General features: G+C 29.6%; 4 protein-coding genes, 1 pseudogene and 1 riboswitch. Of the genes and pseudogenes, 3 read left to right on the forward strand and 2 right to left on the reverse strand.

Annotated features, from left to right (window positions below; translation table 11 throughout):
• Positions 1 to 282 precede the first annotated feature (282 nt).
• A complete protein-coding gene (gene ybaK / locus JJE11_RS16365) occupies positions 283 to 753 on the reverse strand; it encodes a Cys-tRNA(Pro) deacylase (RefSeq protein WP_291637544.1) in 471 nt (156 codons plus the stop codon).
• Positions 754 to 989: 236 nt separating this feature from the next.
• Between ybaK and JJE11_RS16370 the strand changes: the two genes are divergently transcribed.
• Positions 990 to 1,499: a DUF5698 domain-containing protein gene (locus JJE11_RS16370; protein WP_291637546.1), complete on the forward strand. Its 510-nt coding sequence runs from the start codon at positions 990 to 992 to the stop codon at positions 1,497 to 1,499.
• Positions 1,500 to 1,553: 54 nt separating this feature from the next.
• Here the strand turns inward: JJE11_RS16370 and JJE11_RS16375 are convergent.
• Positions 1,554 to 1,799: pseudogene (locus JJE11_RS16375) on the reverse strand (MFS transporter); the annotation flags it as partial.
• A gap of 95 nt (positions 1,800 to 1,894) precedes the next feature.
• A riboswitch (SAM riboswitch) is annotated at positions 1,895 to 2,008 on the forward strand.
• Positions 2,009 to 2,100: 92 nt separating this feature from the next.
• Here JJE11_RS16375 and JJE11_RS16380 point away from each other — a divergent pair.
• Positions 2,101 to 2,559, forward strand: coding sequence for a YbaK/EbsC family protein (locus JJE11_RS16380; protein ID WP_291637548.1), 459 nt, complete (start codon positions 2,101 to 2,103; stop codon positions 2,557 to 2,559).
• A gap of 23 nt (positions 2,560 to 2,582) precedes the next feature.
• Entirely contained in the window at positions 2,583 to 3,500 is a 918-nt protein-coding gene (gene metA, locus JJE11_RS16385; protein ID WP_291637550.1) for a homoserine O-succinyltransferase, read from the forward strand.
• The last annotated feature ends 249 nt before the right edge of the window (positions 3,501 to 3,749 follow it).

Genomic DNA, 3,749 nt, shown 5'->3' on the forward strand with positions numbered 1-3,749 from the left:
GTTGTATGTATTTCTGGACTTCCATATAATATTACCTGAATAGTAAGTGTAATACATAAAAATAGTATAACGGATAATGATCCCAAAAATGACGGTTTAATAGACGATAAATCTTTGTGTTCCATTTGAAACACCCCCTTAATTAACATAGTACATGCTAAGTGTTATAATAAGTGTGGTAAAACTGTTTGAAAAACTGTTTATTTTAAAATATTAAATATTTATGTAAACGTTTCTCCGTAAAAAATCGTCCTATATAATTACATATTAAAAATTGTTGATCTACTTTATCAAATCAGCAAACTCAGCACATACAATATTCTTTAATAAATTTACATTTATTTCTATTTGAAATCCTATTTTTCCTCCACTTACAATTATCGTTTCCATAATAAGAGCAGTCTTATCAATAAATGTTTTATACTGTTTCTTCATCCCTATAGGGGAACACCCCCCTCTAATATATCCCGTATACTTTTGAAGGTCTTTTAAATCTAACATTTCTATTCGCTTCTCGTTAGTTACTTTAGCTGCTTTCTTAAAGTCTATTTCTTCTCTAACTGGAATTTCGAAAATATAAATATTTTTAGAACCACCATGTGTAACTATAGTTTTATAGACATATTTTTCATCTTTGCCTATTTTTTTTGCAACAGATATTCCATCTATTTTATCATCTTTGATATCATAAGTTATAACATCATATTCTACATTCATTTTATCTAAAATACGCATAGCATTTGTTTTTATCATAGTCTTCTCCTTTATTACTTTGATTTTAATATCCCTTATATCTTATTATATCTCTTTTCATGCCTTATGCATTATTTACCTAACAATTATGGTATTAATTTAAATTCAACCCTTATTAGTTAATTTTGTATTAACTTTCAATAATAGTTCTTGTAATAATGATATAAATGGAGCATATTATATACTGTAATAAGATGTGTACAAGCAATAGATATTCTGATAAAGGAGAGTTGCATATGTTTATTTATATTCTTATCTTTTTTGCTAAAATAATTGAGGTTACCTTAACCACGATTAGAATAGTACTCATAACTAGAGGAGAAAAACTTTATGGGTCTATTATTGGTTTTTTTGAAGTAATGATATGGTTGTATGTAATTAGTTCGGTACTTGTTGGAATAAGTGAGGAACCTCTTAAAATGGTTACTTATGCAGCAGGGTTTGCTTGTGGAAATTATTTCGGGTGTATTTTAGAAGATAAACTAGCACTTGGATTAATTACAATAAATGCAATAGTTTCTGTTAAAGATGGCGAATCTTTAGCCGCAATATTGAGAGCAGAAAATGTAGGGGTTACCCTTATTGATGCAGAAGGGTTAAAAGAAGATAAGAAAATGCTTATCTTACATCTTAAAAGAAAAAGAAAATCTGAAATAATACGATTAATACAAAATTCCCATATAAATGCTGTAATTTCACTAATGGATACTAAAACTATATATGGTGGTTATGGAATTAGAAAATAAGAGTTCAACTAAAACACATATGTAAAATACCAAATGTGTCTTAGTTGAACTCTTTTAATTAACTTTTGATAATTTAGATATACTACTATTTAATCTTAAAAAAGTTAAAATAGCTCCAATCATACAAATAGCAGCTGCAGCTATATATACAATTTTCATTCCGTAAATAAATGCATCGGTACGTCCTGCTACATAATCAGTAACATGATAACCAATTTTATAACTCATCCTGTTATACAAAAGCGTTGTTGATAAAGCTATTCCGCATACCATTCCAAGGTTTCTCACAAGTCCATTAATAACTATATGTTTTTACTCACATTATAAATACGCACTTATCCTTGACAATTATTAGAAAACATAGTAATATTACAATTAAATTAAATAGAAGTTAGTTCTCATCAAGAGAGATAGAGGGTATGGCCCAATGATATCTCGGCAACCTTCAGGCTTAATTGCTTGAAAAGGTGCTAATTCCAACGTTAAATTTTTTTAACGAAAGATGAGGGAGTGAGTTTTAATAAATTAAAACCTCTTTCATCTTAAAAATAGATGAGAGGGGTTTAATTTATTAAAAGAATTAATGAAAGAGGGCTTTTTTATGAGCGTTGAAAGTGTTAAAAAATTTTTTTTAGAAAACGGACTTGAAGATCCAATAATTAAACTTGAAGAAGGAAGTGCTACTGTTGACCTTGCGGCAAAAGCCTTAGGGGTTGAGCCAGCACTTATTGCAAAAACTTTATCATTTCGTCTTAAAGATAGAGCTATTCTGATTGTTACTAAAGGTGACGCACGAGTAGATAATCGAAAATATAAAGACTTTTTCAAAACGAAAGCAAAGATGCTAGATCATGATGAAGTTGCAGAAATAACAGGTCACCCTGTAGGCGGAGTATGTCCATTTGGACTACTAAGCCCTATTGAAGTATATTTAGATGTATCCCTTAATAACTATGAATATGTTTATCCAGCAGCGGGGTCAGCATTTACAGCCTTGAAAATCAGTCCATCAAAAATGCAAGAACTAACCCATGCTGAATTTGTTGATGTTTGTAAATAATTTAAATTGAAAGGATGGTCTTAATGCCGATAAAAATACCAGACAATCTACCAGCATTTAAACTATTGAATGAAGAAAACATTTTTACTATTACAGAAAACCGTGCATTTCATCAAGATATTAGGCCTCTAAAAATTGTGATTTTAAACTTAATGCCCACTAAAATCGAAACTGAAACGCAAATTCTAAGACTTCTTGGTAACTCTCCAATACAGATTGATATAGTACTTCTTCACCCCAAAAGCCATGCCAGTAAAAATGTATCTGAGGAACATTTAATTAAATTTTATAATACTTTCGATGAAATAAAGGATTCTAAATTTGATGGAATGATAATAACGGGAGCTCCAATTGAAAATCTCCCGTTTGAAGAAGTAGATTACTGGGATGAACTTAAAAAAATTATGGAATGGAGTGTTCACAATGTATACTCTACCTTGCATATTTGTTGGGGTGCTCAAGCGGGGCTTTATTATCATTATGGAGTTCAAAAACATAAACTAGATAATAAAATGTTTGGAGTGTTCAAACATGAAATAACAAAACCGAATGTTAAACTTTTGACTGGATTTGACGATGAATTTTATGTTCCACATTCAAGGTATACTGGAATAAGAAAAGATGATATTGATAAAATAGATGAGCTTGAAATCTTATCGAAATCTGATAAATCAGGTATTTATATTGTTTCCGCCAAAAAGGGACGTCAAATTTTTATAACCGGGCATTCAGAGTATGATCCATTAACACTAAAAACCGAATATGACAGGGATGTAGCAAAGGGTTCAAATATAAATGTTCCTGAAAATTATTACCCAAAAGACAATCCATTAAACCCACCTGTTGTAAAATGGAGAGGTCATTCAAATCTGCTTTTTGCCAACTGGTTGAATTATTATGTTTACCAACAAACACCTTATAATTTGGTGTATCTGGAATAGCACTCATAAAAGCTGCTGATAAGGTATTTATGTATCAATGGATATTTTATATAAGGTTATAATAAATTAAGATGATGATTTCTGTTTAACAGGAACCATCTTTTTTTGTCTCCATTGATATCTATATTTTTTAATATCAAAAAATCAGTAACATAAAATGTTGTTTATCATAATAATATATTATAGATAACTTTTATAAGGAGAAATGAATGGAAGATTATTCAATGAAAGAAAGAAAAGATAAAGATA

This window comes from Clostridium sp. (assembly GCF_016650095.1).
Lineage (GTDB): Bacteria > Bacillota > Clostridia > Clostridiales > Clostridiaceae > Clostridium_AD.